General features: G+C 54.9%; 19 protein-coding genes and 1 riboswitch. Of the genes, 5 read left to right on the top strand and 14 right to left on the bottom strand.

Annotated elements, in window-relative coordinates:
• Positions 1-64: 64 nt before the first annotated feature.
• From thiH to AYI87_RS19465, 7 genes are all read right to left on the bottom strand, one after another.
• Positions 65-1,183, bottom strand: a complete 1,119-nt coding sequence (thiH, locus tag AYI87_RS19495) for a 2-iminoacetate synthase ThiH (RefSeq protein ID WP_144204295.1) — start codon at positions 1,181-1,183, stop codon at positions 65-67.
• A 4-nt stretch (positions 1,184-1,187) separates the two neighbouring features.
• Complete coding sequence (locus AYI87_RS19490) at positions 1,188-1,961, bottom strand: thiazole synthase (RefSeq protein ID WP_144204294.1); 774 nt, start codon at positions 1,959-1,961, stop codon at positions 1,188-1,190.
• A gap of 1 nt (position 1,962) precedes the next feature.
• Positions 1,963-2,172, bottom strand: coding sequence for a sulfur carrier protein ThiS (gene thiS / locus AYI87_RS19485; protein ID WP_144204293.1), 210 nt, complete (start codon positions 2,170-2,172; stop codon positions 1,963-1,965).
• Positions 2,165-3,013, bottom strand: coding sequence for a HesA/MoeB/ThiF family protein (locus AYI87_RS19480; RefSeq protein ID WP_144204292.1), 849 nt, complete (start codon positions 3,011-3,013; stop codon positions 2,165-2,167). Before AYI87_RS19480 ends, thiS begins: the two co-directional genes overlap by 8 nt.
• Complete coding sequence (locus AYI87_RS19475) at positions 3,000-4,778, bottom strand: bifunctional hydroxymethylpyrimidine kinase/phosphomethylpyrimidine kinase (protein ID WP_144204291.1); 1,779 nt, start codon at positions 4,776-4,778, stop codon at positions 3,000-3,002. The genes AYI87_RS19480 and AYI87_RS19475 overlap by 14 nt, the downstream gene beginning before the upstream one ends.
• 2 nt (positions 4,779-4,780) lie before the next feature.
• The gene (gene thiC / locus AYI87_RS19470) at positions 4,781-6,817 is read right to left on the bottom strand and encodes a phosphomethylpyrimidine synthase ThiC (protein WP_144204290.1); all 2,037 of its coding nucleotides are present in this window, start codon (positions 6,815-6,817) and stop codon (positions 4,781-4,783) included.
• Between the two features lie 180 nt (positions 6,818-6,997).
• A riboswitch (TPP riboswitch) is annotated at positions 6,998-7,096 on the bottom strand.
• A gap of 146 nt (positions 7,097-7,242) precedes the next feature.
• A complete protein-coding gene (locus AYI87_RS19465) occupies positions 7,243-8,172 on the bottom strand; it encodes a hypothetical protein (RefSeq protein WP_144204289.1) in 930 nt (309 codons plus the stop codon).
• A 433-nt stretch (positions 8,173-8,605) separates the two neighbouring features.
• On the opposite strand from AYI87_RS19465, the gene trhA reads away from it, so the two are divergent.
• The gene (trhA, locus tag AYI87_RS19460; protein WP_144204288.1) at positions 8,606-9,301 is read left to right on the top strand and encodes a PAQR family membrane homeostasis protein TrhA; all 696 of its coding nucleotides are present in this window, start codon (positions 8,606-8,608) and stop codon (positions 9,299-9,301) included.
• Here trhA and AYI87_RS19455 read toward each other — a convergent pair.
• From AYI87_RS19455 to def, 5 genes are all read right to left on the bottom strand, one after another.
• Positions 9,275-9,853: a DTW domain-containing protein gene (locus AYI87_RS19455; RefSeq protein ID WP_144204287.1), complete on the bottom strand. Its 579-nt coding sequence runs from the start codon at positions 9,851-9,853 to the stop codon at positions 9,275-9,277. The genes trhA and AYI87_RS19455 overlap by 27 nt on opposite strands.
• A gap of 166 nt (positions 9,854-10,019) precedes the next feature.
• Complete coding sequence (locus AYI87_RS19450; protein WP_144204286.1) at positions 10,020-13,256, bottom strand: error-prone DNA polymerase; 3,237 nt, start codon at positions 13,254-13,256, stop codon at positions 10,020-10,022.
• Complete coding sequence (locus tag AYI87_RS19445) at positions 13,256-15,226, bottom strand: Y-family DNA polymerase (protein ID WP_144204285.1); 1,971 nt, start codon at positions 15,224-15,226, stop codon at positions 13,256-13,258. The genes AYI87_RS19450 and AYI87_RS19445 overlap by 1 nt, the downstream gene beginning before the upstream one ends.
• Positions 15,227-16,039 carry a translesion DNA synthesis-associated protein ImuA gene (gene imuA, locus AYI87_RS19440; RefSeq protein WP_144204284.1) on the bottom strand — a complete coding sequence of 271 codons (813 nt, stop codon included), beginning with the start codon at positions 16,037-16,039 and terminating at the stop codon, positions 15,227-15,229.
• 295 nt (positions 16,040-16,334) lie between these two features.
• Positions 16,335-16,826, bottom strand: coding sequence for a peptide deformylase (gene def, locus AYI87_RS19435; RefSeq protein WP_144204283.1), 492 nt, complete (start codon positions 16,824-16,826; stop codon positions 16,335-16,337).
• Positions 16,827-17,005: 179 nt separating this feature from the next.
• Here def and AYI87_RS19430 point away from each other — a divergent pair, with 179 nt between their 5' ends.
• The 3 genes from AYI87_RS19430 (at position 17,006) to AYI87_RS19420 (ending at position 20,267) form a co-directional block, all read left to right on the top strand.
• Complete coding sequence (locus AYI87_RS19430; RefSeq protein WP_144204282.1) at positions 17,006-18,727, top strand: MFS transporter; 1,722 nt, start codon at positions 17,006-17,008, stop codon at positions 18,725-18,727.
• A 362-nt stretch (positions 18,728-19,089) separates the two neighbouring features.
• A complete protein-coding gene (locus tag AYI87_RS19425) occupies positions 19,090-19,416 on the top strand; it encodes an MGMT family protein (protein ID WP_186300680.1) in 327 nt (108 codons plus the stop codon).
• Positions 19,417-19,463: 47 nt separating this feature from the next.
• Complete coding sequence (locus AYI87_RS19420; RefSeq protein WP_144204312.1) at positions 19,464-20,267, top strand: DUF3108 domain-containing protein; 804 nt, start codon at positions 19,464-19,466, stop codon at positions 20,265-20,267.
• 214 nt (positions 20,268-20,481) lie between these two features.
• On the opposite strand, the gene AYI87_RS19415 is transcribed toward AYI87_RS19420, so the two are convergent.
• Positions 20,482-21,267, bottom strand: coding sequence for a class II glutamine amidotransferase (locus AYI87_RS19415; protein ID WP_144204280.1), 786 nt, complete (start codon positions 21,265-21,267; stop codon positions 20,482-20,484).
• Positions 21,268-21,507: 240 nt separating this feature from the next.
• Between AYI87_RS19415 and fadE the strand changes: the two genes are divergently transcribed.
• Positions 21,508-23,955, top strand: a complete 2,448-nt coding sequence (fadE, locus tag AYI87_RS19410) for an acyl-CoA dehydrogenase FadE (RefSeq protein ID WP_144204279.1) — start codon at positions 21,508-21,510, stop codon at positions 23,953-23,955.
• Positions 23,956-24,061: 106 nt separating this feature from the next.
• Here fadE and AYI87_RS19405 read toward each other — a convergent pair whose 3' ends face one another.
• Positions 24,062-25,993: a cation:proton antiporter gene (locus AYI87_RS19405; protein WP_144204278.1), complete on the bottom strand. Its 1,932-nt coding sequence runs from the start codon at positions 25,991-25,993 to the stop codon at positions 24,062-24,064.
• Between the last annotated feature and the right edge of the window lie 104 nt (positions 25,994-26,097).

The following is a 26,097-nucleotide window of genomic DNA, read 5'->3' as shown; positions in this document are numbered from 1 at the left end:
ATTATTAATCAAAAGCTAAGCAAAGTACAGCTTTACAGAGGGCTTGGCTAACGTCTTGAATTCGTTAGCCTGCGCCTACCCAGCCTGCCTCCCAGTCTTTCCAAACTGGGGTAAAGCCTCGGTTTCGAAGGACACTGGCAACCTCGGCGGCGCTGCGTTCGTCGCTGATCTCAAACTGATCTAACTCAGCGGCCGGATTGACATAGCCGCCCGGTTCGGTGCGACTACCGGCGCTCATCTGGGTAATTCCGAGCCCTAACAGGTTATCTCTCAAACTAGGTGTCTCCCGGGTCGACAGGCTGATCTCGAGCTGCTCGTTGAAGAGACGAAAGGCGCAGATGAGTTGTACTAGGCCCTTGTCGGTCAACTGCACCTTAGGCGTGATACCACCGACGCAGGGCCTAAGTCTGGGCAAGGATATACTGTAACGGCTACGCCAGAAGCGGCGCTCGAGAAAATCCAGGTGATAACCCATCAAGAGCGCGTCCATGCGCCAATCATCGAGACCCAGTAACACACCTAGGCCTATCTTATCCACGCCCGCCTGGGCGATCCGCTCCGGCGATTCGAGACGATAGCCATAGTCCTGTTTATTGCCCCTCAGGTGATGTTTGCGATAGGTCTCAGGATCGTAGGTTTCCTGATATAGCATCACGGCATCCAGCCCCTTCTCCACCAAAATCCCATAGTGTTCACTGCTCAGCGGCTGTACCTCCATGGCCACATGGCTAAACTCCGCCTTCACCAAGGGTAAGACTTCGGCAAAATAGTCGATGCCGACCTTGGTTTCATGCTCGCCAGAAACCAGCAAGATGGAATCGAATCCCTGAGGCTTGATCACCGCCATCTCGGCCGCCAGTTCATCATGGCTGAGCACCTTGCGCTTAAGCTTGTTGCTCATGGTAAAACCACAGTAGTCACACTCGTTAGCACAGAGGTTTGAGAGATAGAGCGGCAGATAAAGGCCAATGTTGTGACCAAATCGCTGCCGGGTTAAGGCGGCAGCACGCTGCGCCATCGGCTCTAGATAGGCCTCGGCGGCAGGCGATAGCAGGGCTAACAGATGACCCAAGTTGCCCTGCTCACCCTCGATCGCCGCCTCTACCTGGGCCGGCGTAGTGGAATAGAGCGCCATACGCAACTGCTCGCGAGAGAGTCCACTCAAGGTATCGAAGAAACTCATTGGGTTACTCCGATAAGAAGGCGGTGAGCGCCTGCTGGGGACTGGTGCCAATCGCCCTCTGGTGCACCTGGGCCAGGCCCGCCTCATAGGCCTTACGCCCCGTGGCGACGGCATCGGCAAAGCAGAGCGCCATCTTCACTGGATCGCGGCTGGCGGCAATTGCCGTGTTCACCAGTACGGCGCTCGCCCCCATCTCCATCGCCGCCATCGCCTGAGAGGGTGAGCCGATCCCGGCATCGACCACCACGGGCACCTTGGCCTGCTCTATGATGATCTTCAAAAATGCCGCCGTCTCCAGTCCGCGATTTGAGCCTATGGGGCTACCCAGCGGCATCACGGCCGCGCAACCCACAGACTCCAGATTGCGACAGAGCACAGGATCGGCATGCACATAGGGCAATACGGTAAAGCCGCGTTCACACAGCACCTTGGCGGCGTTAAAGGTCTCGATGGGATCTGGCATCAGATACTTAGGATCGGGATGGATCTCAAGCTTTATCCAGGAAGTACCCAACACCTCTCGGGCCAGTTCGGCGACGAAGATCGCCTCCTTGGCATTGCGCGCTCCCGAGGTGTTGGGCAGTAGCTTAACGCCGCTCTGACGTATGGGCGCCAGAATATCATCGAAGCCCGCCTTAAGGTCGAGCCGCTTCATCGCCAGTGTCACCAACTGTGAACCGCTGGCCGCCAAGGCCGCCAACATCTGATCGGCACTGGCAAACTTGCCTGTGCCGGTAAACAGGCGTGAAGAGAACCGATTATCGCCTATCGTTAACATATTAACCTCCTGCCACTACGCCAAAGAGTTCAATCACATCGCCCGCTTCACACAGGGTCAACGCCCACTGTGACTTGGGAACCACCTCACCAGCCCGCACCAGGGCCACACTGTCTAAAGCAACCTGCTGGCTCTCCAACATGGACAGCAGACTCGCGTTATCTGGCACCTGTATTAACTGACCATTCAAACTTAAGCTGATCTCACTCATCTATCTCTCCTAAGGCCGATGAACAGGTAGTCTCGTCATGTGTCGCATAAACCTCTTCATTCAATTCTTTAATTGCCGCACAGACCGAGCACTTGGGATCCCGGCGCAGCGTGAACTTTCGCATCTCGCCGGTTAATCCGTCGAACCTATGCAGCAGACCTAGACCCGGTAAACCCAGCAATAGCTTTATCGCCAGCAGCGCCTGCATCGAGGCCATGGTACCCACCATGGGCCCAAGTATGCCGATAGTGCTGCAGCTCTCGCTCACCCTAAGTTCGGCCGGAAACAGACAGTGATAACAGCCGCTGTCTGGAGATTTGCTCTGATCGAACGCCATCAACTGACCGGCAAAGTGGGCCGCGGCCGCCACCACGTTAGGCGTGCTCAGCGCCACACAGGCGGCATTGATATGCTGGCGCGTGGCAAAGTTGTCGCTGCAATCGAGCACCAGATCCACATCTGAGAGCAGAGACTCGGCGTTGTGGAGCTCCAGACGCACAACCTTGGCCGCTATCTGACCAAAAGCCGATACCTGGCTGTTGTCACCTGTGCCTTTTCCTACCAGCCTATCTCTGGCGACTTCCGCCTTGTACTGGCCGCAATCGTCATGGGAGAACAGTAGCTGCCTGGGCAGGTTACTCTGCTCCACCTTGTCATCATCGATCAGGATCAGGCGGCCGATCCCCGCCGCGCTCAGATACTGGGCGCAGAGCTGGCCCAAGCCGCCAAGCCCCACTATGGCGACGCTTGCATTCATCAGCCTTTGCTGACCCAGTTCGCCGACCTCGGGCAACATGATCTGCCGCGAATATCGGATAAACGCCCTATCATTGAGTGACATAGACTTTCTCCCACGTCCTGGCCAGCTGTTTATAGGCCTCGCCCGGCGAGTCTGCCTGGGTCACTGCGCGCACAACGGCCACCGCCTCTACGTTTGTTGCTTTAACCCGCTCTAAACGCGAAGCGTCTATACCGCCGATGGCCACTCTGGGACAATAGGGTTTCCAAAGCGCGACCATACGAGCGAGCATACTCATCCCCTGAGGATTAGAAGGCATAGATTTCGTCGGTGTGGGGAAGATATGCCCCAGCGCCAGATAGGATGGATTAAGCTGACTGGCCAGCGCCAACTCGAACACGCCATGACTGGAGACACCCAGGGCGATCCCCGCCTCGGCGATCCTATTGAGATCCGCCTCAAAAAGATCTTCCTGCCCCAGATGGATGCCAAAGGCGCCATGCTTTAACGCCAGTAGCCAGTGATCGTTGATAAACACCTGAGCATCGTACTTGCGCCCCAGCGCGATAGCCCCTTGGATCTGCGCTTCTAACGCGGCAGCGCCTTGGCCCTCTTCTTGTTTGCCCTCCCCTTGTTTGCTCTTTTCTCCTTTACGACCTGCTTGGCCATCATCCTCAAACTTGATCCTCAGCTGCGCCGTGCTTGCACCGGCAGCCAGTACCAGCTCCAAAGTATTCAGATTATCCACCACGGGATACACCCCGATGGGACGCTTCAGCCTTGGAAAGCTAAGCCTTGGAAAGCTATGCCTTGGAAAGCTATACCTTGAAAATTTAGCTGCCGAAGAACTTAATGAAGAACCTAGTAAAGAACAATCACTAGCGCTATCTGAAGAGCTTAACTGAGTCCCGCCGGTCAACTCTGTGATACGGGGAAGCGATACCAGGCCCGAAGGCCAGCCGCAGCGGGCTAAAGGCCCGGCACCGGCGCCCAAGCCTTTGGCCGACGCTATGCCTTGGCCCACATAGGTTTTAGCGAGCAGAACAGCATCGTGTAGCACTAGCCCCTGGGCAAGAAAACTGGCGATCGCCGATGACAAGGTGCAGCCGCTACCATGATGATTGCGGTTATCCACTCGCTCACCGCTGAGGCGAAAACTGGTGTGCTGATGTAGCGGCGAGGTATGCGCCACCGCGTTGCAGATAAAGAGATCTTCCGCCTTATCGCTACGCCAGAGCGAGCCCTTGTCACCGCCGGTGATCAGCAGATTGCAGGCTAAGCGCCTTGAGAGTGCGCTTGCCTGACCTAGCATCTCATCACTTGATGTCGCCTCACTTCCCACCAACTTGCCAAACTCGCTGGCGTTCGGCGTCATCAGGGTAAGCAGCTTAGCGAAGGGGCTGAAATCCAATCCGGCAAGGTGCTTGGGCTTAGTTTTGAGCTTAGTTTTGGGCTGAGCGGAGGCCTGAACAGCAGATTCGCCAGTCAAGGCATCGCCGCAGGAGGCCACCATCACGGGATCCAGAATAATCGGGATAGGCTGGCCATCATCCGTTTTCAGTGGCGCAATATGGGTCGCCAGCCAATCGGCGACAAGGTTAATCTGACGCTGATTGGCAAGCAGGCCTATCTTGATCGCCCTTGGCGGCAGGTCTGCCAGCAAGGTATCGAGCTGAGCGAGCAAGATAGCCTCACTCACAGGCTCGACACCGTTAACCGCCACCGAGTTTTGCGCGGTGACGCAGGTGATCACGCTGCAACCATGGCAGCCCAGGTCCGCCATGGTCGCAAGATCTGCCTGAATGCCCGCACCGCCCCCGCTGTCTGAACCGGCAATGGTCCAGACGATAGGTTTTTCAGCGGACATGGCTACACCTCTTCTGCTTTTTCGAGAACCGTACTTTCAAGAGCTGTACTTTCAAGAGCGGTACGTTCGAGATAGGCACTTTCAATGGCGGGGCTTTGCTTCACCGCGCTGTGATAGAGCTCGCTACCACTTTGCTTAAACTGCGCCGACATCTGCGCCAGCCCTTGTTGAATATCTACCTTCGGCGCGCTAGCAGTAACGTCAATCTGCTCAACCTCAATCTCCCTCACCTCGATCGCTTGGGCCGCGGCGTATTCGCGCACCTCCTGGGTGATCTTCATCGAGCAGAACTTGGGGCCGCACATAGAGCAGAAATGGGCTACCTTAGCCGACTCCTGAGGAAGTGATTCGTCGTGATACGCCCTGGCGGTGTCGGGATCCAGTCCCAGGTTGTATTGATCTTCCCAGCGGAACTCGAACCTCGCCTTAGACAAGGCGTTGTCGCGGATCTGCGCGCCGGGATGCCCCTTGGCCACATCGCCAGCATGGGCCGCGATCTTATAGGCGATCAGCCCCTGCTTCACATCTTCCTTGTTTGGCAGACCAAGATGCTCTTTGGGTGTCACGTAACAGAGCATGGCGCAACCATACCAGGCGATCATCGCCGCGCCTATGCCTGAGGTGAAGTGATCATAGCCTGGGGCAATGTCGGTAGTCTGAGGGCCTAGGGTGTAAAACGGCGCTTCGTCACATAGCTCGAGCTGCTTATCCATGTTCTCCTTGATAAGCTGCATCGGGATATGGCCCGGCCCTTCGATGATGGTCTGCACATCATACTGCCAGGCCTTCTTAACCAGCTCGCCTAAGGTTTCCAGCTCGGCAAACTGCGCCTCGTCGTTGGCATCGGCGATGGAGCCTGGTCGCATGCCATCCCCCAGCGAGAGGGAGACATCGTAGGCGGCGCACAGCTGGCAGATCTCATCGAAATGCTCATAGAGGAAGTTTTCCTTGTGATGAGAGAGGCACCACTTGGCCATGATGGAACCGCCGCGAGAGACTATGCCTGTGAGGCGCTTAGCTGTCATAGGCACATAACGCAGGAGCACACCGGCGTGAATGGTAAAGTAATCCACCCCCTGCTCTGCCTGCTCGATCAGGGTATCTCTGAAGATCTCCCAGGTGAGATCTTCGGCGACGCCATTGACCTTCTCCAGCGCCTGATAGATGGGCACGGTCCCGATGGGCACAGGCGAGTTGCGGATGATCCACTCGCGGGTCTCATGGATATAGCGACCGGTAGAAAGGTCCATCACGGTATCCGCGCCCCAACGGGTGGCCCACACCAGCTTCTCCACCTCCTCTTCGATAGAGGAGGTAACCGCCGAGTTACCTATGTTGGCGTTGACCTTCACTAGGAAGTTACGGCCGATGATCATAGGTTCAGCCTCAGGGTGGTTGATGTTAAGCGGTAAGATTGCCCGGCCCGCCGCCAACTCCTGACGCACAAACTCTGGCGTGATAGGCTCACCTAGCTTGGCACCGAAACTCTCACCCGGGGCGCGCTGATTGAGCACCTCGTCGGTCACTGTCTCTCGAGCCATGTTCTCACGCAGCGCCACATACTCCATCTCTGGGGTAATGATGCCACGTCTGGCGTAGTGCATCTGAGTCACCACCTTACCTTCAAGGGCGCGTCTTGGCTTGGGCAGCTGCTCAAACCTCAGATGATCTAGCCCCTCATCGGCCAGACGCTGCTGGGTAAAACCTGAGCTGACCTGCTCGAGTTCCTGGGTATCGCCGCGCTCGGCAATCCACTCGCTGCGCAGCTTAACAAGACCACGACGCACATCGATATCGGCCTCGGGATCTGAATAGGGCCCGGCGCAGTCATAGACGGTGATAGGGGGATTCTTCTCATAGACAGGCGCCTCAGCCGTGCCGCCAATCAGGGTGTCTGACTGAAAGATCTGCCGCATGGCGACCTTGAGATCCGGCCTGCTGCCGCTGAGATAAAGTTTTTGCGAATTAGGGTGTTGTAAGGGTTTGAGGTTATCGATAAAGGCCTGGGCCTCTGCTCGCATTTCGCGACGTGTTGACATAAGCAATCTCACTATAGGGTTAGATGAAGTTGCTTGTCTGGAGAAGTTTGGCGTTGAGGGCATTGAGCCAGGCCAAGAAATCGCCTGATTCAAAAATATGCTGGGTGTCACTGGGATTTCACTCGCCAAATTTGCAGCGATTTCAATCCCATTGGCCAATAAAAAACGGCGGGACACTAAGGTCATATTATGCTTGTTTCCTTCGCAGGGACTAACCTGATCAGGTTCAACGGATCCCGAATAAACGGTCTCAGCCTAATGGCACTCCGACAAGAGGGCTCAGTATAGACCTAAGAGATTGAGGGTGGCAAGCCCCTTTAAATGAATGATGACATCAAATTAATCGATACACATAATAATTAAAAATCAAACACTTATATAAAATTTAAAGCATCATGTTAATTTAAGCATGAAAATATATCACACTAGTTTTTATCTTTAATCTCTACTCCCATCATACTCAGATGCTTATCGAGGGAATCTTTAATCGCCTGTTTCACCTTGTCGCCACCACACTTAAAGGGGAAGCCTAAGTTTTCCCCATGGGGGTTGATTGGCGTCGCCACACTCACCACGCGATAACAGGTATCCCCTATCTTGACGATGCGATTAGGGTCCAACTTGCTGTCTAAGGTGATTGCCGTCTCATACTCGTTCTCCTTAGGCAAGGCTAACACCCTCATCTCGCCATCCATCTCGCTCATCGACTGCTTCTGGGTGGCCTTGTCGGCGGCGTGCTCAACTAACTTGTCCAGCTGCGCCTGTCTGTGCCTCGCCATATAATCGCCAGTTGCAGCGCTTACCGCTCCCGAGTCTGCTGCTCCCCTCTCCAGATTAAGACCTTTCATACCATCGAAGGAGAATGCTTCATTCTTTTTCTGAGTGTCAGCGGGCACCTCGATTTTAGAGACGATGTTAGGCTCGGAGAGCTCAACTGCTGAATCAAGGGAAGGCTCAACACTTGTTTGGACAACATTGGGCTGGAAACGAGTAATTTGAGTAGCTGACGCCACTTTCTCAGGACTCGGCTTAATCAACGCGGTACTTTGCTGAGCGGAAACTGGCGCCGGATTGTCCTCTGTCACTTCAACCCTTTGATTAAGCGTATCTTGCTTTGGCTCGCTCGTCAGAAGTGCTTTTACTGGTACCTCGGCAGGGCGAGATTTGGCCTTCATGGCATCAAACTCTGCCTGAGTCAGCATATAGGCGCTGATGGCCTGCTTGCCTTGCTTAATTGAACCCTGAGCCAGGTATGGTCCCTTAAACTGCCAACTCAGCAGGGCCAGCAATGCAAGGTGCGCCAGCAAGACAACCAAGAAGATAAACAACTCTCTCCAGCCAATCATCGCCGCCATAGCTTCGACACGAGGGCTTTTAGCATGAGGACTTTTATCATAATAGCCTTGCCCGGCGTGCTCACTCGCTAAAGGCTCTCTCGCTAATGGATCGTTGACGAGACGGCAGAAGGCTAACTGCTCGACATCAATATCAGCATTAAGGTTTAGATTAAGATTGAGGTCAAGCCAGGAAGATTGACTATCCTTAGGGTGCACTCGCAATAGCAACTCATCCTTTCCTTAGGAAACTTAGCATTTTAGAGAAGAAGAGATGCTATTAGTTCAATCAAGGATGGATAGTGGACAGCATGAAACTTAAAGCGCAATAAATTCAATTGCTAACAAAACAAAACCCAAGTTAAGCGTACACATGTACGCTTAACTATTTCTTTTGCACCAGCATGCTGTTAGACTCACCATTAACGAGGTCTAACCAGTTTTAGAGAGTCTAATGCCACCACAAACCCTGCCGCCCCAAGAGATAGACCTGAGTGATCAGCCCTGCTTAGCAACCACGGTAGCCCCCTACAGCCGAGCAGAAGAGTTGGCAAACGCCCTCAGCCATGGTCTTGGAGTCATTGCAGGCATTCTGGCGCTAGCGTTTTCACTGCACAAGGGATGGGACAGGCTAACCGATCTACAACTGAGCGGATTGGCGCTTTACTGTTTGAGTATCATACTCCTGTTTCTCTGCTCAACGCTCTATCACAGTGTCTCGGCGCCTAAATTAAAGCATAAGCTCAAGATAGCCGATCACTGCGCCATCTACCTGTTAATCGCCGGCACCTATACGCCGCTGATGCAGATCCTGCTCGACAGTGTCGAGGCCGATGCCATTCTCATCGCCATCTGGTGTCTGGCCCTAGGCGGTATCCTGTTTAAGACGCTGTTTATTCACCGCTTTAAGCTCTTTAGCCTGGTACTCTATCTGGTGATGGGCTGGTTGTGTGTCATAGTGATGAAGCAGCTGCTTGCGGCCATGAGTCCATTAGGCTTTCAGCTTCTCCTGGCTGGCGGAATTTTTTACAGCGTCGGGGTGATCTTCTATGTGGGTAAACGCATCCCCTTTAATCACGCCATCTGGCATCTGTTTGTCCTCGCCGGCGCCCTCAGCCACTTCCTATGCGTCTACCTGACGGTGATCTAACATAAAGAGAGCAAACGCCTCATTGAGTTGCAGCGCCTCTTGGCTCATCCCTAAACTGTGCATCAGGCTGATGATGCACTCTATGGTGCACAGACCTTGAGATAACTGATTCCGCCTCAGGCGATAACGTGATGGCTCGCTCTCCTGCAGCGTCAGCCTTCTCGCCGCTTGCAGATAGGGACTCTGACGCACCATCTTTCTGGCCTCCTGCCAGGTGGCATCAAGAATGATCACCTGACGCACGCCCTGCTCCCCCTCTTTTTTAAGCAGAAGCTGCTCGGGCATGATAGTCTCTTTCTCGCTCGAGCTCACGGCCGAAGCATTTACAATCGGGCCCACGCTCGAGCCTGAGTCCGTCTCGTCTGCATCGTGCTCCTTTGGAAAGAGTAATAATGCCTCACCCGATTCGCAGGCCTGTTTCAACGCCTCATTGGGCGTAACCCGCGACCAGAGCACACGACGACACAGCTCAGGGAATGCGGCTAACGCCAGCTGGCCCGTGTTGCTGGGACGATCGTACTCCCGCTCGTGCGTTAACAAGACAAACTTCACTCTTTCTCTCCCGGTCATTTTGCTGGTATTTGGAGCCTAAACTCACGCCTATCGTTAAACCAAAGGCGATGAGTATACCTCAAAGGGCTAGGACGAGGACAATGACAGGAACAAGCTTAGAAGGCCTGCTGTGGCTCGCCCGGATGGCATGATTAACGTGCGACCACTAACGAAAGTCCCGCGAACTCGATTCAAAATCATTCACCATAGCAGATAGATCTTCCAGCCTGCCTGCAATGATATGTGACACGCCAGACTGAGTCTCTAACACCCCGGTTACCTTTAAAATTTTTGATGTCAAAAATGGCTGTCGCTGCGCCCTGGCCGTGGCGCTCCAGACGATCACATTGATGTTACCCGTCTCATCTTCTAAGGTCACAAAGGTGACCCCAGAGGCGGTACCGGGGCGCTGACGCCCTACCACCACGCCCGCCACACGCACAAGCTGCCCGTGACGACAATCGGCTAACTCGCAGGCGCGGCGACAGCCCACGAAAGGCGCCTTATCTCTGAGCTGAGCCATCACATGGCGCCCCAGGCTGAGCCCCAGATGGCGATAGTCGCTCTGCATGGCCGCCATCTCACTTGGGGGTGCCAGCACCACCTCACTGGCGACAGCTGGCAAGTCATCGAACAGCGGAAGGCTCGGCTGATAGGCACTGAGTTGCCAGCGCGCCTGATATCTATGCCCGGCCAGCGTCAACAGGGCATCGGCACTGGCCAGCAGGGTCAAACAGCCCTGAGATAAACCTAGCTCATAGAGCTGCTCGACCCGGGTAAAACCGCCTTCGGGGCGAGCCGCGATAAGGGCTTTGATCTCCTCCAGCCTGAGTCCCTTAACTTGCCTAAATCCCAGACGTATCGCAGGCTGCTCAGCCTCCAGCAGGGTCACCAGGCTATTATCCCAGTCACTATGATTGACACATACCGGCAGCACCATGACGTCGCGGCGCTGCACATCCTGAATAAGCTGCGACGGGCTATAGAAGCCCATGGGTTGACTGTTAAGCAAGGCGCAGCAGAAGGCCGCCGGATAATGATGTTTAAGATAGGCCGACACATAGGCCAGCAGGGCAAAGCTGGCCGAATGCGACTCGGGAAAGCCATACTCACCAAAGCCTTTGATCTGTCTGTAGATCTGCTCGGCGAATGTTTGGCTGTAACCCCGCGCCGCCATCCCCTGGAGCAGTTTAGCCTCAAACTTTTCAAGCTCACCGGTACGCTTCCAGCTCGCCATCGCCCGGCGCAGCTGATCCGCCTCGCCGCCACTGAACCCCGCGGCCACCATGGCCAGCTGGATCACCTGCTCCTGAAAGATAGGCACTCCCATGGTGCGAGACAGCACGGACTCGACCGCAGGGCTGGGATATTCCACCGCCTCCAGGCCGTCCCGCCGCCTCAGATAGGGATGCACCATATCCCCCTGAATAGGCCCAGGCCTGACGATGGCGATCTGCACCACCAGATCGTAATAACAAGCTGGCTTAAGCCTTGGCAGCATGGCACTCTGCGCTCGGGACTCGACCTGAAACACCCCTATGCTGTCGCCTGCCTGCAACATGCCATAGACCTCGGCCTCCTCCCATGTCACATCGGCCATGGAGAAGGCTTTCTCTGGGCGACTCAGCAAGGCGAAGGTCTTACGGATCGCCGTCAGCATCCCCAGGGCCAGGATATCCACCTTTAACAGCCCTAGGCTCTCCAGGTCATCCTTATCCCACTGGATCACGGTGCGATCCGCCATGGCCGCATTTTCAATGGGAACCAGTTCAGACAAGGGCCCTGCCGAAATGATAAAGCCTCCCACGTGCTGGGACAGGTGGCGGGGAAAACCGATCAGCGTCTGCACCAAGGGCAGTAACATGCGCCCGCGCCCAGCCTCTGGCAACATGTCGGCAAGCTGAGCCGTCCAGTGATGCTTGGGATCCCGGCGATCGATATTTTTCACCATCAAGGCTACCTGCTCGGCATCTATACCCAGCGCCTTACCTACATCGCCCATGGCACTCTTGAATCGATAGCAGATCACCGCCGCAGCCAGCGCCGTACGCTCACGGCCATATTTGCGATAAATGTACTGGATCACCTCCTCGCGCCGCTCATGCTCGAAGTCCACGTCGATATCCGGTGGCTCGTTACGCTCCTTGGAGATGAAACGTTCAAACAACATGTTGATCTTGGTGGGGTCCACCTCTGTGATCCCCAGGCAGTAACAAACCACAGAGTTGGCCGCCGAGCCCCTTCCCTGATAGAGGATCTGCTGAGACTTGGCGAAACAGACGATGTCATAGATGGTCAGAAAGAAATATTCATAGGCCATCGCCGCGATCAGCTCTAGCTCCTTCTCATACTGCGCCTTCACCCTATCAGGCACCCCATTAGGAAAGCGGCATCTGGCGCCTTCACGCACCGCCTGCGCCAGATAGTCACGGGCCTGCATGCCGGCGGGCACCACCTCGGCCGGGTACTCATACTTGAGCTCATCCAGAGAGAAGTGGCAGCGACGTGCCAGGGCCAAGCCGTTATCGAGCCACTCCTGAGGATAACGTTTATGCTGCGCCGCAGTCGGCTTGAGGCTGGCCTCGGCGTTGATGGAGCATAGCGCCACGCCGCTGTCGATATCCCGACCATGGGCGATACAAGTTAAAATATCCAGCAGCGGCTGACGCTCCGCCTCGTGCATGCGCACGCCACCGGCCGCCACACAGGGGACCTTCTGAGTCTGACTCAGCCATTGCCACTGCTGCAGATTAAGCGCCTCTCCCGGCAGTAAGAGCCGCTCCATCAGCAGATGCAGGCGGTCCGGGAAGGCTACAACCAGCCGTGAGGCGATGCTCGCTATGTGCTCACGATAACGGGACAACAGATTAGGCTCATCGCTATGTGCAGCATGGCTCCCTGCCGTATCACTCTCTGCCGAATCACTCTCTGCCGTATCGTTTACAGCTAAGTCACTCCTTACCACGCAGCTCCTAGCCTCGTCACTCCCTGCCTCGCCAGCCTGCCTGAACTGCGCCAGCGTGGGCGGGCGCCACAGCAGCAGGCTCTGCTGCTGAGCCAAGATGGCCTCCAGGCTCACCCTGTACTCTCCCTTGCCCTGACTTCGCCTGGCGTTGGTGATCAGGGCGCTGATCTCACCATAGGCGAGACGGCAAGGCGCCAGCAGCACAAACAGCCCCTCGTCGAGATGAAACTCGGCGCCCAGGATCAGCTTAAGATCGCAGCGCTTGGCCGCCTCATGGGCCTTGACCACACCAGCAAAGGAGCATTCGTCAGTCAGCGCCAATGCCTGATAACCAAGGCGCTTGGCCTGCTCCACCAGCTCGTGAGGATGGGAAGCCCCGCGCAAGAAGCTGTAGTTCGAAAGGACGTGCAATTCGGCGTACTGTAATTCGCTGTACATTAGCCAAACCATCCCTGTAGGAATAACCCCTCAGGCGAGCGAAATACCCAGCAGAGCCCCCCCTGATGCATGCGGGCAAGGTAATAATCCCGCGGCGAGGCCGCCGACCAGGGACTGTGCAGCCGCTCCGGCCCCTTAAGCAGGCTCACCGACTCAAGCTCCAGGGGCTCGGGCTGGCGCAGGAGCCAATTAGGCCGGATGCGGCCATCGCACAGGCCATGAAACAGATCTGCAAGTAAGATCGCCTCCTCGCTCAGCGCCCGGGTCTTGCCCTGATAGCTTGCCCTCGGCTCGGCGCACCGATCATACGCTTGGCGCTCAAGCGCTTGGCTTTCAAACTTTTGGCTGGAAGCACCTAGAGTAGAAACGCTTTGACTAGAAATACTTTGACGAGAAGTGTTTTGACTAGAAGTGTTTTGAGAAACAGCTTGATTAGATAGTTTGCCCCCCGGGGCAGCCGAGCGGCTTTGAGATACTAGGCTTTGAGAGGCTCGGCTCTGAGAAAGCGAGCGGCTCTGCCAACTCAGCTCCGGCAGATGATGACTGCAGTGCTCAAGCCCCTTGACCTTATCCGCACCTAGACGCGCCTCAAGCAGTGAGAGCAAACGCATGCTGGCATCACTCTTCCCCTCGCCCTGCCACCAATTGGATGTCTGCACAGATAGCGGCACCAGGGTATCGGCCTGAATAGCCAGACTGATCACCGGCGCCGCCAGGGTGAGGCTCTCTAGCTGCACACGGCAGAGTTTAAGTAAGGCATCCCCCCTATGCTCTGCGAAGGGATAACGGATCTCGCAGCGCAGTGGCGCCAAATCCAGATCGCGAAACACTAAGGTTAATGACAGGGCCAGCACCGCCTGCTGGCGCTGCATCAGATAGGCCGATAGGGTTCCTAGCATGCGCCCTAGAGGAAAGGCCAAGCCTTCGAGGTGGCTCACCTCATAGAGCAATTCAAGCTTATGACGATAAGACTCTGGCATCTGGTAAAACTCGTGCACCTGAGGCAGCTGCCCCTTAAGCTGAGCCAGCAGGGTTAAGACACTCTCGCCAAAGCGCTCACCAAGCTCCTTGAGGGGCAAGACGAGCAGCGCCTGCACCTGAGTCAGCCCCATGTTCTCGCAAGACTGCAGCACATGCCCTGGCAGTGGCAAGACAGAGAGCGGCAGAGGCGCGATCTGCTTGAGCGCGATCTGAGGTAAATTCACCGAATACGCCCCCGCTTGATCATCTTTCGATTGGGCTTTGGTTTCTTCTCCTTGGCCTTCTTCTCCTTGTGCCTTATCTTCTTGGACTGCTTCTCTCACTTCTCGTTTGGCAAGATGAGTAGATGCCGTGACACCTCTTTCAGGCTCAGGGCCTGGTTCCGCATTCCTATGTTCCGCATTCCTATGCTCATCACACCCAGCTTCAACAGGCACAGTGAGCGGCAGATACCTGGCTCCCAGCTGAGCCAGCAGTGCATTCTCCCCCAGGGCAAACTGACACTCGAGGCCATAGCCTTGGGCGCTCTTCTGATATTGGCTAATGAGCCTGTCCAGACCGCCGAAGATCTTCGCCATGGAGCCCACCTCCAGCAGCAGGGTGTCTGCCACACTCGGCGCACCAGTGGGTTTACTTGCTTTATGTGGCTTACTCGGCTTATTTAGCCTATGCTGCTGGGCCTGCTCGAACGGGCAGACAGGCGGCACGACCCTGGCACTGTAACCATAACTCCACTGGCACAGCCAATGGCTGGCCTCCTGACTCAAGGAGGGTTCATAGGCCAGCAGTTGCAGCGATGGACAGAGCGCCTGGGCGGTAGCCAGGCTCTGCCCCGACTCCACGCCCTGCTTAGCCGCGGCACTCGATGCGATCAGGATCTGACTCGACTGACGCTCAAAGAGTGCCAGCTCGCCGCCCTGGGGCAAGCCTTGATGATAGCTTTGATACTGGAGTAACCAGTGGGGAAAATAGACCGCCAGCCACAACATCTACGCACTCCAGGGACCTTGTAAGATCTGACCGCTCTGCTGCTTATTAAGTTCGTTTTCCAATCTCTTATCCTGCTCCTGCAGTTTAGTCACATCGAGCATCAGACTCTGGGCCAGTAGCTCGGGTAGCAGGGATAAGGAGAAGCGCGGCGCTGGCCAGCCACCACGGCGCTTTAGAATATCCACCTGGGTCTCGAAAAACCTCGCATTCCCCGTTTCTGTATTGGCTTCGGTGCTGGTTTCTGTGCTGGGTTGCAAGGCGATCCGCAGTGGCACGGGATGAGCCTGCTCCTTGACCTTGCTTGGCAGATAACAGAGACACAGGCTCTCGCCCTTCTCGCAGGCAAGCTGCAAACGCCTGGCCTGACTGACACTGAGATCCTCGAGCCAACATAAGACCAGAGGCGAAGCGCCGCTGGTTAAGATCTGCTCGAGCGCCCAAAGCTGCTCCTTCGGCGTCTGAGTATCGACCCATAAGAGACGGCTGACATCTATCCCCTGCATCGCCAGCGACTGGGGATAAGGTACGTGAGGCGGCGTCACCAGACTCACCAACCCGGCAGAACTTCCCTCTCTCGATTGCCTAGGGATCAGGCGGCGCATCAGAGGCAGCGCCAGGCTCAGCTCGCCGATCCCTTCGCTGGAGCAGAAGATCTCGCACAGCCCCTGACTGGGCCAGCCTCCCTGTCCCAGATGACGATTAAGCTCGGGATAGCCGCTGTCCAGCCCCATTTGCAGGGGATGATAGGCATCGCCGCGCCAGAGATCGCTGCGCTGGAGTAAACGTTCAAGTTGAAGATCTGCCAAGGCCATGATGCACCCGCTCTCATTCGGTTCGGTTAAACGCCCCCTCGGAAATCGAACTATAGGCTTAGAGCTGACTTAAGCTATCGCCATGCCTGACGTCCGAGCAACACTCAAAATAAATATCACACAAATACTGTATATAAATACAGTATATTTATAAATTGGCAGATCGCAAGCAGAGAAAGCTAAGATTTGAGTGGAAGATCACCTCAATGCATCGAGCCAGTAAGCGGCAGACAGGCACAAAAAAACCACCCTAGGGTGGTTTTATCGGTTATGGGTTATCGGCTATCACTATCGATTAGCGGTATTTCTTTACCTTCTTGAGCGCTATCTGCTGCTTGAGTGGGGACAGGTGCTCGATAAAGACCTTGCCATCGAGATGATCCATCTCGTGTTGCAGGACGATTGCCAGGAAGTCATCGCTATCGATCTCAAAGGCCTCACCCTGACGATTAAGCGCCTTGACCTTCACCTTCTCGAAGCGTGTCACCTTGGCGCGGTAACCAGGAATTGAGAGACAACCCTCCTCGCCGACGATCTCACCCGAACGCTCGACGAACTCTGGGTTGATCACCACCAAGGGCTGATCGCGATCCTCAGACAGATCAATCACTAAGATGGCGTGTTCGCTGCCCACCTGGGTAGCGGCGAGCCCTATGCCATCGTCTGTGTGGTACATGGTTTCGATAAGATCATCGATAAAACCTTGCACGGCAGCAATGTCTTCTACGGGCTTGGCCTTACGTTTCAGGCGCTCATCGGGAATGGTCAATATATCGAGTACAGGCATAGTCTCAGGTTCTGGTTAATCAAATTAGGCATATAAAGTGGCGCCATTATGACCGAAATCACATTAAAGGCAACCGCAATCGGGTTTTCCCTTCAGGCCAAGCCTTGCCGCCGACTTGTATTTCATCGCCCAAGTCGATAGCATGACCAGACAAATGTATACAATATACGAGAGTAATAATGACGACCCCTACACGTACCCCATTGCCCAGTACCTTCTATGTGGCCAACACCATGGAGATCTTCGAGCGCCTCGCCTGGTATGGCTTCTTTACCCTCTCCTCCCTCTACATGACCTCTCCCGCCCACCAGGGAGGCTTAGGCTTTAGCGAACAGGAGCGTGGCCTGTTGCAGGGAATGATCCCCTTCTTTCTCTACCTGTTTCCTGTACTTACCGGCGCACTGGCCGATCGCTATGGCTACCGTAAGATGTTCCTGATCGCCTACGCTATCATGTGCCCCAGCTATTTCCTCCTGGGTCAGGTGAGCAGCTTTAGCGGCTTCTTCATCGCCTTCATGGGGGTCGCCATAGGCGCGGCCTGCTTTAAACCTGTGGTGACGGGCACTGTGGCACGCACCACAGATCACACCAACCGCGGCCTGGGTTTTGGCATCTTCTATATGATGGTCAATGTGGGCGGCTTCCTCGGCCCCTTCATCGCAGGTTATGTCCGCGCCATCAGTTGGGACTGGGTCTTCATCATGTCGGCGATCTGGATAGGTATTAACTTCATACCGGCGACCTTCTTCTATCGCGAGCCAACGGATCCCCACCAGCAACGGGGCAAGCCACTGTCTCAGGTGTTACGCGATATTCAGGAGGTACTGGGCAATGCCCGTTTCGCCCTGCTGTTTTTCGGCACCTTAGTGATCCTGCTCTCCTACGGCGCCAAGTGGATCAGTGGCGAGCAGTGCCTCACCATCTATCTGGTGTGGTTTAGTCTGCATTTTCTCTGGAACACGCTGGCCAAATCAGACAAGCAACTGCCCTGGTATCAACAAAAGATCGCCCTGGGCAACAAGCCCTTCGTGATCTACCTGCTTATCCTCTCCGGCTTCTGGATGGTCTACCAGCAGATCTTTATCACCCTGCCCATCTATATCCGTGACTTTGTCGATACCTCAGACCTGGTCGCTATGCTCGCCTCCTGGCCCGGACTGCTCGACTTCTTCGCCCCCGTGGATATCACTCTGCTTAGCGACGAGCTTCTGAGCGCGGCAAAAGCCTACACCACCGGGAGTCTGAGTCTGTCAGAGGCCTACTTCGACTTGGTGCATGCCAAGGTAATGATCCCACGGGAGGAGCTGGGCGCAGCCCTTGGCGCAATCGCACAAAGCCCAGAGCTGGCCAGTCAATATAGTCAGCAGTTCGCCCAGCAGTATCGTCAGGTTAACCCCGAATACCTTATCGGCTTGAACTTTCTCTCCATCGTGCTGATGCAGGTGATGGTAAGTCGCATCGCCGAGCGCTTCAGTCCACTACCCGTACTGGTAGCCGGCACCCTCATCCTGGCACTGGGCACGGCACTGGGCGGACTGGCCCACGGCATACTCATGGGCGGCGCCATGGTGCTCACCTCTATCTTAGTCTTCTCTATCGGCGAGATGGTGGCGTCTCCTAAGAGCCAGGAATATGTGGCCAGCTTCGCGCCCCAGGATAAGAAGGCGATGTTTATGGGCTACTATTTCGTCTCATCGGCCATCGGCTTCCTGCTGGCGGGCCCGCTATCGGGTTACCTCTACGCCGAAGTGGCTAAGGGCGCTGGTGAGCCCGCCCTGATGTGGTACATCATAGGCGGATTCGGCCTACTGGCCGCCATAGGCTTGGTGCTGTTTCATCGCTTTGGTGCCAAACAGGCGTTATCACAGGCGCAACCAACCGCCTTGGGCGCTCAAGGCTAGCGAAACCGCCGCTTCACGCAGATAAGTAAACAGACAGTTGAACAGACAGGCCGAGCGACAAGAACCTGTCTGTTCTTTTTCCCCTGCAAACCCATAGCCTCGGCTTTTTCACCTCACTTACCCATTTCGCCGCTCAGGCTCTCGGATAGATTGACTCTCCTTTTAACCTTAGAAATTATAAAAAATCTGGTTTACTATCAGAACATAGCCTTGAGCCAGACAGAGGCGTGCTTAAGTTAAACGCATTGAGCTAAACACTTTGTGTTAAACGCTCTGGGCTTAAACAATAGATCACTAACCTAAATAAGCAGAGGCCTTAGGGCCCAAACGGAGAACGCGTGGATCAGACACAGTTATCACCCATGGCCAAGATATGGCATGTGATTGCCCTGATCCCCGAGGGGAAGGTCAGCTCCTATGGCAAGATAGCCGATCTCGCGGGGCTACCCGGGCGGGCACGCTATGTCTCCCGCGCCCTCAAGATGGCGCCCGATACATTGGAGCTTCCCTGGCATAGGGTGATCAACAGCCAAGGCAAGATCGCCTTTCCCGAGACCAGCCCCCATTTTATCGAGCAGATGCAGAGATTAAGAAGTGAAGCGATAGAAGTGAACCGAGGTAGGGTTAAGCTGTCCAAGTATGAGTGGCAGCCGGATCTGGCGACCCTAGTGTTTGCATTACCCTTTTAGCCTATAGTTACCGGGAGAAGGCCTTGTCGATATTCAAATCCGCATTCATGATTTCATCTTTCTGTGCCATTGCCCTTACCGCACAGGCCGATGAATACCCCTTAACCCCCCACACGGCCGAGTATCAGGTGAACTACGGCAGCATAGAGTTGGGTAAGGCGCGCTATCAGCTGCCGGCGCCTCAGGGCAACTTGTACCAATATCGTTTCGACAGCGACGTCAGCCTCTTGATGCTGTGGGATAAACGCACCGTCATCAGCACCTTCAGTAAGGAGGGTGAGCAGCTAATCCCCATGCGTTTCACCCATAATCGCAGCGGTACAGGCTCCGACTATCAGGAGCAATCCGCCTATGTGCTGGATCAGAAACTGGTGCACAGCCGCTACAAGGACGAACGGGCAAAGTTTCCCTATACCCCAGATCTCTTCGACCCCTTGATGGTCCAATTGCAGTTTAGGCTAGATATCATGAAGGGCAGCAATAAACTGCACTACAAGATGCTCAAGAGCGGCGAGATAGATGGGTATGACTTTAAGGTGGTCGGCCAGGAGCGCATGGTGATCGCGAGCGGCACCTATGAGACGGTCAAGATAGAGGTGGTGCGGGATAACGATAAACGCCAAACCTTTTTCTGGATGTCACCCGAGCTCGGCTATCTGCCCATCAGGCTCACCCACTTCGAGAAGGGCAGCAAACAGCTGGATATCACCCTGCTTAATTATCAGTACAACGAGCCGACCATGGCACAAACCAGCGAGCAGACCAATAAACAGGCGAGTAAACAGACGAATCAACAGACAGGTGAACAGGCCAAGGCCCTCGTAGACAGACAAAACCAATCTCACCCATAGAAAGTCAGCCATAGATTTAGTTACTTGTCTGAATCACTCGCACATTCTGCCCAAAGGATTGGCATTCCCAACATCAGCATTAAAAGGGGCCTTAGGCCCCTTCTCTTTTTCCACGGTTTACAACTAGTGTTTGCTCGGCCTAAGCCCTTTAACCTAAGCTCGTTTGGCTTCAGCTTTCTTGACTTCAACTCTCTTGGCTTCAACTCTCTTGGCTTCAGCCTTCTTGAGTTAAAACAAGCTCACCCCGGGCAAACAGCTTCCACTCTCCGGGCTTCAGAATATGCCAGTCTTCGTTATCGGTCAGCGGCCTGGTCGCGATAACGGTGACGATATCGTTGGGCGTGGTCTCCTTGTCGAAATCGATCACCACATCGGTATCGATAAGCTTGGCCTTACCAAAGGGGGCCCGTCGGGTAATGTGGCACAGGTTATTGCTGCAATAGCTCATCAGATGCTCACCGTCGCTCAAGATCATATTAAACACCCCTAGAGCGCGGATCTCATCGGCCAGGGTGGCGATAAACCGATAAACGGGCAGCAGATCCGCAGGTGCCTGATCGCCGAAGCGCTCGACCACCTTCTCTAAAATCCAGCAAAACGCCAGTTCGCTGTCGGTATCACCCACAGGCTGATAACGGCGCACCGCAAATTTTTGCTGATAATCGCTGAGCTGACCATTATGGGCATAGGTCCAGTAGCGTCCCCACAACTCACGGGTGAAGGGATGGGTATTTTCCAGCGACACGCAGCCGCGATTGGCCTGGCGGATATGACTGACAACCACTTCACTCTTGATAGGGTAAGACTTGATCAACTGCGCCACATGGGACTGGCTGCTGGGGCAGGCATCCTTAAAGGTGCGGCTGCCCTTACCTTCATAGAAGGTAATCCCCCAACCATCTACATGGGGACCTGTAACGCCACCACGCTCTGCCAGCCCGGTAAAACTAAACACGATATCCGTGGGCACATTGGCACTCATGGCCAGCAACTCACACATAAACAGACACCTTAACTCTAAATTGCTTATCTTATTTAATTCTAACGACTTGACCCAATTTGTGGAATCCTCGCCTCAACAAAAAAGTTAAACAATTGTTTGAAAAATGCTTGTATAAAACCCGCCATAGGGTTAGATTTTATGCGACACAGGTCTGACCAGCATCTATAATTGTGATTATGGTCATATAAAAATTGCTGACATAGAGCAGCTTTCGGTCGCTATTGAAGGAGAATTACCGTGACTAGCTTACTTTGGATTTTTGTGATGCTCTTTGCGTTAGGCGCCTTAGCCTACCTTAGAGTATCCCTGCTGACCTCGACCATCATCGCGGCTATCGTGATGGCACTGGGTACAGCAACCGCGAGCATTTCCCCCCTTGCCTGGCTGGTCTTTCTGGCCATCGCCCTACCGCTTAACATAGGTGCCTTCAGAAAAAGCGTGATCACCCGTCCGCTGCTGAAACTCTATAAAGGGATCATGCCGGAGATGTCTTCCACCGAAAAAGAAGCGATCGAAGCCGGTACCACCTGGTGGGAAGCGGATCTCTTTGCCGGTAAGCCTAACTGGAAGAAGCTGCACAACTATCCGGTCGCTCGCCTGACCGCAGAAGAGCAGGCCTTCCTCGAAGGACCGGTTGAAGAAGTGTGTAAGATGCTCAACCAGCATCAGGTTTCTCATCAACTCGGCGATCTGCCCGAATCTATCTGGCAGTACCTCAAAGACAACGGGTTCTTCGCCATGATCATCAAGAAGAAGTACGGTGGTCTGGAATTCTCTGCCTATGCCCAGTCTCGCGTGCTGCAAAAGCTGGCGGGCGTCTCTAGCGAGCTGGCCTCAACCGTTGGCGTGCCTAACTCTCTCGGCCCCGGCGAGCTGCTACAACACTATGGTACCCAGGCGCAGCAAGATCATTATTTGCCTCGCCTGGCCAAAGGCCTGGAAGTTCCCTGTTTCGCCCTCACCAGCCCGGAAGCGGGTTCGGATGCTGGCGCCATCCCTGACTTTGGTATCGTCTGTAAAGGCCAATGGCAAGGCGAAGAAGTACTGGGGATGAAACTGACCTGGAACAAGCGCTATATCACCCTGGCACCGGTTGCGACCGTGCTGGGTCTGGCGTTTAAGCTGCAAGATCCCGACAAACTGCTGGGTGACAAGGAAGAGCTAGGCATCACCTGCGCGCTGATCCCTACAGATGTACCCGGCGTCGAAACCGGTCGTCGTCACTTCCCGCTTAACTGTATGTTCCAAAACGGTCCGACACGTGGAAACGAAGTGTTCGTTCCCCTGGACTTTATCATCGGTGGTCCAGAGATGGCCGGTCAGGGCTGGCGCATGCTGGTCGAGTGTCTCTCGGTTGGACGAGGCATCACCCTACCTTCTAACTCAGCCGGCGGCATTAAGACAGCGGCAGTGGCCACAGGTGCCTACGCCCGCATTCGTCGTCAGTTCAAGCTGCCTATCGGTAAGCTGGAAGGGATCGAAGAGCCAATGGCTCGCATCGGCGGCAACGCCTATCTGATGGATGCGGTCACTACCCTGACTACCACAGGTATCGATCTTGGCGAGAAGCCATCGGTTATCTCGGCCATCGTTAAGTATCACCTGACCGACAGAATGCAGAAATGCGTCATCGACGCCATGGATATTCACGGTGGTAAAGGTGTCTGTCTGGGCGAGAACAACTACCTGGGTCGCGGCTATCAGGCGGCGCCTATCGCCATTACCGTTGAAGGGGCTAACATTCTGACCCGCTCTATGATCATCTATGGTCAAGGGGCGATCCGTTGCCATCCTTATGTCTTAGCCGAAATGGAAGCGGCATTTGATCCTGACATGCATAAGTCGCTGAACGACTTCGACTCTGCCCTGTTTGGTCATATCGGCTTTACCACCAGCAACCTGGTGCGTAGCTTCTGGTTGGGCTTGACCTCGAGCTACTTCTCGAACAGCCCGTACAAGGACAAGACTAAGCGTTACTATCAGCACATGAACCGTTTCAGTGCCAACCTGGCCCTGCTATCGGATCTGGCCATGGCAACCCTTGGTGGTGGTCTTAAGCGTAAAGAGCGCGTCTCGGCCCGTCTTGGCGACCTGCTAAGTCAGCTGTATTTGGCCTCGGCGACCCTGAAGCGTTATCAGGACGAAGGCCGTCAGAGTGAAGATCTTGTGCTAGTACAATGGGCGGTTGAAGATGCCCTCTACAAGCTGCAAGACTCGCTGGACGATCTGCTCAACAACTTCCCGATGGGACTGGGCCGCGTGCTAAGAGTCATCCTCTTCCCATTTGGTCGTCCAATTAAACGTCCAAGCGATGTTCTGGATCATAAGGTGGCTAAAATCATGCAAACCCCTTGTGCAAGCCGTGACCGTCTGGGTAAAGGCCAGTTCTGGACACCGTCTCCATTCAACGCCGTCGGTATTCAGGAGCAGACCTTTAAAGACATTCTGGCCTGTGAACCGCTGCACGATAAGATCTGCAAGGCAACCGGTAAACGCCACCCCTTCATGTGGCTGGATAAGCTAGCCGCCGAGGGTAAGGCACTGGGGATCTTGAGCGATGAGGAAGTAGCGCTGCTCGAGCGCGCCGAAATCGGCCGCATGAAGTCAATCAATGTCGATGACTTCGACCCAGCCGAGCTCAGAGCCCAGACCCTAGACAATGAGACTCAACATCAGGCCGCCTGAACTCAAGGCGAAAGCTGATTCGTAAAAAAAGGAGGCAACCGCCTCCTTTTTTATGTCCAAAACTGCAAACTCTATTATTCAAGCGAGAAAGATTGAAGCTAAAACATTAACCTGCCGCTTTCTCGTCAGCTGTCACTGCTGACGGCTGCTGACTGCTTTTACTTTCCTGATTCCCATCAACTGACGTAGAAAGCACACATTCACCGTCTTCAATGGACGCTGCCGCCCTCTTCTCATCGGCCAGCAGCGCCACATTGAGCGCCTCTTCGGATAGTAGGCTAATAAGCTCTATGCCCACAGGCAAGTCATCCACCGCCTGGGTAATAAGCTTCACCTTGCCCTCTTGCAGATAGATGAGCGGCAAGGCGCCTTCACCGTAGCGCTGCTTAAAATCGGCAAAGCTAAAGTTCTCCGTCAGGCTGGTACTCTTGATCTTGCCGCCCTTGGCGATGGTGCTGGCGAGCCTTGCATAGGTAACATTGTCGCCAAACAGGCACAGACGCTCTAAATAAGACTCGGACAACTGATGGCGGGCGCTGTTACCCTCGCCGCTTCTCAGGCCAAACACCTTATTCTTGCCGAGAATATCTTGAAAATGAAAAGTCACCAGCGGATTGAGCTGACGATAGGGAGACAAGACCAGGAGGCGACCCAATCCCGTCATATCCAACGCGTTATCGGCATGCTCGGAGGCCGGATTACCAAAGTACACGGGAATATTATCCATGCGCGATAAACGTATGTTATCCCAGTTGTTATCTGCCAAGACCACAGACACATTCTTCTGGAGAAGTACCTTGGCAAGCTCTCTGGCAAACTTGGAGGCGCCAAAAATCAGCAGCCCCTGAGCAGAGCCCGCCTTCACCCCTAAGAACCGCGCCCAGGCCCCGGCCGTGAGGCTCTGCGATACCACTGTGCCTATGATGATCAAAAACACCAGCGGCACTATCTTGTCGGCACCCGCCACCCCGAGGCGCTCAAGCTTGATGGCAAACAGCGAAGACACCGCCGCCGCGACTATCCCCCGCGGGGCCACCCAACTGAGAAACCATTTATCGGCGCGAGGCAGCGAGGTGCCCACGGCGCAGCACCAGACACTTAATGGTCTGGCGATAAACATCACCACCAACAAAAGCGCCAGCCCCTGCCATCCCAGCTGCATTAGCGCGGTAGAGTCCAACCTGGCCGCCAGCAAAATAAACAAGCCCGAGATGAAGAGTACGGTAAGCGTCTCCTTAAACTCGATGATCTCACCAATATCCACACCGCGCATGTTCGCCAACCAGATCCCCATCACGGTGACGGTAAGCAGGCCAGACTCTTCCTGCAGCAGGTTAGAGGCCACGAAGGCCCCCAGCATAATGGTGAGCACGGCGGTATTCTTAAGATAATGCGGCACCCAGGCACGGCGCAACATCACCCCTATGCCATAACCAAACAGGGCGCCAAGTCCCAGGCCGACACCCAGCATGGAAAACAGCGAGAGCAACACATGACTGGCGGGCTCGGCGGCCACCGTCAAGTATTCAAATACTAAGACGGCCAGCAAGGCGCCGATGGGATCGATCACTATCCCTTCCCAGCGCAAAATACTGGCCAGTTGCGATTTTGGCTTGATGCTGCGCAGCATAGGCACGATCACCGTAGGGCCGGTCACCACCACCAGCGCGCCAAACAACATGGCCAGCTCCCAAGAGAACCCCATGATGAAGTGCGTCGCAACACCGATACAGAGCCAGGTGACTAAGGTGCCGAGCGACACCAGATGGGTCACCATGCGGCCATGTTCACGGATCTCCGAGAAATTGAGTGTCAGCGCGCCTTCAAACAGGATCACCGCTACCCCGAGGGAGATCACAGGAAACAGCAGATCACCAAAAATGGCATCGGGATCCAGCAAACTAAATACAGGCCCCACCAACAAACCACAGAGCAACAAGGGGAGTATCGCCGGCAGTCGCAGCCGCCAACCAAGCCACTGACACACAATTGACAAGATCCCCACTAACCCCAACATGGCCGTGATCTTTTCTACCATTATTTTCATCCTTAATGCGCTAAGGCTGACTCGCCCCAGTAACTAGCATGAGTATAGCCAAGACGGGTGACTAAATAGCACGCCTACTTTCCCTTTGCTTGCAA

It is taken from the genome of Shewanella sp. KCT (assembly GCF_007636505.1).
Taxonomy (GTDB): Bacteria; Pseudomonadota; Gammaproteobacteria; order Enterobacterales; family Shewanellaceae; genus Shewanella; species Shewanella halotolerans.
Note: the sequence above shows the minus strand (reverse complement) of the source record. Positions and strands in the feature narration are given on the sequence as shown.

What these genes read in the sequence shown, in the direction of transcription:
- thiH (WP_144204295.1), bottom strand. Translation starts at nt 1,183, where the DNA reads ATGAGTTTCTTCGATACCTTGAGTGGACTCTCTCGCGAGCAGTTGCGT.
- AYI87_RS19475 (WP_144204291.1), bottom strand. Translation starts at nt 4,778, where the DNA reads ATGTCCGCTGAAAAACCTATCGTCTGGACCATTGCCGGTTCAGACAGC.
- AYI87_RS19425 (WP_186300680.1), top strand. Translation starts at nt 19,090, where the DNA reads ATGGCCAAGATATGGCATGTGATTGCCCTGATCCCCGAGGGGAAGGTC.
- thiS (WP_144204293.1), bottom strand. Translation starts at nt 2,172, where the DNA reads ATGAGTGAGATCAGCTTAAGTTTGAATGGTCAGTTAATACAGGTGCCA.
- AYI87_RS19415 (WP_144204280.1), bottom strand. Translation starts at nt 21,267, where the DNA reads ATGTGTGAGTTGCTGGCCATGAGTGCCAATGTGCCCACGGATATCGTG.
- AYI87_RS19480 (WP_144204292.1), bottom strand. Translation starts at nt 3,013, where the DNA reads ATGTCACTCAATGATAGGGCGTTTATCCGATATTCGCGGCAGATCATG.
- AYI87_RS19450 (WP_144204286.1), bottom strand. Translation starts at nt 13,256, where the DNA reads ATGTACAGCGAATTACAGTACGCCGAATTGCACGTCCTTTCGAACTAC.
- AYI87_RS19490 (WP_144204294.1), bottom strand. Translation starts at nt 1,961, where the DNA reads ATGTTAACGATAGGCGATAATCGGTTCTCTTCACGCCTGTTTACCGGC.
- AYI87_RS19420 (WP_144204312.1), top strand. Translation starts at nt 19,464, where the DNA reads ATGATTTCATCTTTCTGTGCCATTGCCCTTACCGCACAGGCCGATGAA.
- AYI87_RS19430 (WP_144204282.1), top strand. Translation starts at nt 17,006, where the DNA reads ATGACGACCCCTACACGTACCCCATTGCCCAGTACCTTCTATGTGGCC.
- def (WP_144204283.1), bottom strand. Translation starts at nt 16,826, where the DNA reads ATGCCTGTACTCGATATATTGACCATTCCCGATGAGCGCCTGAAACGT.
- trhA (WP_144204288.1), top strand. Translation starts at nt 8,606, where the DNA reads ATGCCACCACAAACCCTGCCGCCCCAAGAGATAGACCTGAGTGATCAG.
- thiC (WP_144204290.1), bottom strand. Translation starts at nt 6,817, where the DNA reads ATGTCAACACGTCGCGAAATGCGAGCAGAGGCCCAGGCCTTTATCGAT.
- imuA (WP_144204284.1), bottom strand. Translation starts at nt 16,039, where the DNA reads ATGGCCTTGGCAGATCTTCAACTTGAACGTTTACTCCAGCGCAGCGAT.
- AYI87_RS19445 (WP_144204285.1), bottom strand. Translation starts at nt 15,226, where the DNA reads ATGTTGTGGCTGGCGGTCTATTTTCCCCACTGGTTACTCCAGTATCAA.
- AYI87_RS19405 (WP_144204278.1), bottom strand. Translation starts at nt 25,993, where the DNA reads ATGGTAGAAAAGATCACGGCCATGTTGGGGTTAGTGGGGATCTTGTCA.
- AYI87_RS19465 (WP_144204289.1), bottom strand. Translation starts at nt 8,172, where the DNA reads ATGGCGGCGATGATTGGCTGGAGAGAGTTGTTTATCTTCTTGGTTGTC.